Here is a 3,245-nt window from a genome sequence, read left to right on the forward strand (position 1 = left end):
GGCGTCAGTTCGAGGCGGTAGCGGCGGGCGTTGGAGGCGTTGAGCAGCCGCAGCCGGCGGCCGGGCGGGCGCCGGAGGGCAGGCAGGCGGCCTTCGCCCGGGCGGCCCGGACCTACGGGGTGCCGGAGAGCGTGCTGCTCGCGGTCTCCTACCTGGAGTCCCGCTGGGACGCCAACGACGGGCTGCCCAGCGTCTCGGCCGGCTACGGTCCCATGCACCTGGTGGACGTCCGGGCCGATCCGGGACGCCTCGGCCACCGCGGGCAGGACCCGCGCGGCGACGGGAGCCGCCCCCACCCGCCCGCGACCCTCCCGGCCACCACCGCGGCCCCGCCCCCGGACACCCTGCGCCGGGCGGCGGAGCTGACCGGGATCGCCCCCGCCCGGCTGCGCCGGGATCCGGCGGCCAACATCCAGGGCGGCGCGGCCCTGCTGGCCGACCTCCAGCGGCGGGCCGGCGGGCCGGCGGGCACCGACCCGGCGGACTGGTACGGCGCGGTGGCCCGCTACCCGGGGACCGCGGACGCCGGGGCGGGGCGCTTCTTCGCCGACGAGGTCTACGCGACGATCCGCGCCGGCGCGGCCCGCGTGACCGACGACGGCGAGCGGATGGTCCTGCCCGCCGTCCCGGGCCTGTCCCCGTGGCGGCCGCCCGGCCCGGCCGGGCTGCGCCGCGCGCCGGCGCCCGCGCCCGACTGCCCGCCCACCGTCTCCTGCGAATGGATGCCGGCCGCCTACCAGCGGCTCAGGAAAGGCGGCTACGGCAACCACGACCGCTACGACGGCCCCCGCCGGATCGACTACATCGTCATCCACGACGGGGAGACCAGCTACGACGCCATAACCCGGCTGACCAAGGACCCCACCTACCTGAGCTGGCACTTCACCCTGCGCTCCAGCGACGGCCACATCGCCCAGCACCTGCGGGCCACCGACATCGGCTGGCACGCGGGGAACTGGTACGTCAACACCCGCTCCATCGGCCTGGAGCACGAGGGCTACCTGGCCAAAGGCGCCTGGTACACCGAGGCGATGTATCTCGCCTCGGCCAAGCTGGTCGCCCACCTCGCGCGCGAATACGGCGTGCCCCTGGACCGCGCGCACATCATCGGCCACGACAACGTGCCGGGCACCACCCCGGCGACCGTGCGCGGCATGCACCAGGACCCCGGCCCCTACTGGGACTGGGGCCACTACTTCGAACTGCTCGGCAGCCCGCTGACCGGCTCCGCCGACCCCGCCGCGCGCTCGGTGCTGATCAAGCCGGACTACGCCCTCAACCAGCCGCGTTTCACCGGCTGCGGCAAGTCCGGCGAGTGTCCCCCGCGGGGCGCCTCCTCGGTCTGGCTGCACAGCCACCCCTCCGAGGAGGCCCCGCTGGTCAAGGACATCGGCAAACATCCGGCGGGCGCCTCCACCTACAGCGTCTACGACCACGCCGCCCGCGCCTCCACCGGTCAGCGCTACGCGCTCGCCGAGCGCAGGGGCGACTGGACGGCGATCTGGTATCTCGGGCAGAAGGCGTGGTTCCACGACCCCGCGGACGCCCGCACGTCCGTCCCCGCCTCCGGCCCGCTGGTGACGCCCAGGCCCGGTCACGCCCCCGTCAAGGTGTACGGCAGGGCCTACCCCGAGGCGTCGGCCTATCCCAGGGGCGTCCCGCGGCAGGAGCTGGTCCCGCTGCAGTACTCCTTCCCGGCCGGACAGCTCTACAGCCTGGGCATGACGACCCGCGCCGCCTACCTGCGGGCGGGCACCTTCGACCCGGCCGCGCACCGGATCGTCAGGGGTGAGGCCCGCTACCGCCAGATCCAGTTCGGCCACCGGATCATGTTCGTGCGGGCCGCCGACGTGCAGGTGATCACCAAGGAAGACCCCCGGCAGGGAGCTCGGTTGCGCACATCCGCGTCCCGGAGGCGCTAGAGTTTTCTCGTGCCCCGGAGATGTTTCCGGGGATCACGCGGAAGTGGCTCAGTGGTAGAGCATCACCTTGCCAAGGTGAGGGTCGCGGGTTCGAATCCCGTCTTCCGCTCCGGCAGGTCCTCCGGGATCTGACTGGTGGAGTGGCCGAGAGGCGAGGCAACGGCCTGCAAAGCCGTGTACACGGGTTCAAATCCCGTCTCCACCTCAGTGCACGGACATCGGAGTCTCAAGGATCCGGTAAAGTAGCGCACGTGCCGCCGAGGGGAGACCCGACGCAGACACGCGGAAGTGGCTCAGTGGTAGAGCATCACCTTGCCAAGGTGAGGGTCGCGGGTTCGAATCCCGTCTTCCGCTCTGGTTCACCCAAGGACGATTAGCTCAGCGGGAGAGCGCTTCCCTGACACGGAAGAGGTCACAGGTTCAATCCCTGTATCGTCCACCATCAAAGGTCCCCAGGTCTCCGGCCTGGGGACCTTTCTGTTCCGGCGTCCTCTCCGGTGGGCGGACCGGCCCGGTCCGGGGCGGCCCGCACACCACGGATCATCACGATCATTCTTTCGGCACACGACACATCGCCGTAAAGAGGCAACATAGAGGGACGCATGACGTGAAACCGGTTAATCGCTATGTTCGTTTGACCGTGTGGTGAAGGGGGCCAGCCTGTGCAGCGCGTGGTGGTCGATCCGGAGGTGCCCGCGGACGTCGCCGACCTCCTCCGGCGGAACGGACCACTGCTCTCCCGTTTCCGGGCCGGGTGGAGCCCGGCGCCGGAGAACGCCTCCCGGCTCCCCTCGGCCGTCGTGGCGCCCCTCGCCGTGACGGGGGGCATGGCGGCGATCGCCACGATCGCCGGCCTGCCGATCGCGTTCCTGCTGATCCTGGCCAGCATCTATCTCGTGGTCCTCACCTGCGTCTACGTCGCCAGGAAGCCCGCCCCGCACGACGCCGTCGAGCGCGTCCTGCACCGGCACGCGCAGTGGTACAAGGGCGGCTACCTGGTCCTGGAGGACTTCGACTATCCCGCCAGGGAGCTGCTGGGCCGGGTCCAGCGGGCCATCGACCACATCCTCGGCTCCCGGGTCAACGCCATGGGCATGCTCGACAGCGTGCGCAACTCGGTGATGCTGCCGGCCGAGGAGTGGGAGATCGCCCGGCTGCTGACCAAACTGTCGGCGCTGCGGGCCAAGCACCGCGGCCTGGCCCGCGGCGGGAGCACGCCGGAGGTGGTGGCCGCGATGGCGCCGCTGGAACGGGCGCTGGCCGCCAGCGAGGCCGCCGTCGTCGCCCGGGTGGAGGCCCTGGAGCGCTACGCGCGCCACGTCT

Annotated in this window: 2 protein-coding genes and 4 tRNA genes; all 6 read left to right on the plus strand. The window is 71.9% G+C overall.

All coding sequences use genetic code 11. The features are described 5' to 3' along the window. Positions 1-1,922 (plus strand): N-acetylmuramoyl-L-alanine amidase (locus ACWDS7_RS47535; RefSeq protein WP_451934686.1); only part of this gene is annotated, 1,922 nt, incomplete at its 5' end. A 37-nt stretch (positions 1,923-1,959) separates the two neighbouring features. Further along, a tRNA-Gly gene (locus ACWDS7_RS47540) sits at positions 1,960-2,031 on the plus strand. 25 nt (positions 2,032-2,056) lie between these two features. Further along, positions 2,057-2,127 (plus strand) — tRNA-Cys (locus ACWDS7_RS47545). Between the two features lie 77 nt (positions 2,128-2,204). Beyond that, positions 2,205-2,276 (plus strand) — tRNA-Gly (locus tag ACWDS7_RS47550). A 13-nt stretch (positions 2,277-2,289) separates the two neighbouring features. Further along, positions 2,290-2,364 (plus strand) — tRNA-Val (locus ACWDS7_RS47555). 220 nt (positions 2,365-2,584) lie between these two features. Next, on the plus strand, positions 2,585-3,245 hold a 661-nt coding region (locus ACWDS7_RS47560; RefSeq protein ID WP_451934687.1), incomplete at its 3' end, for a hypothetical protein.

The organism is Streptosporangium sp. NPDC003464, assembly GCF_053588315.1.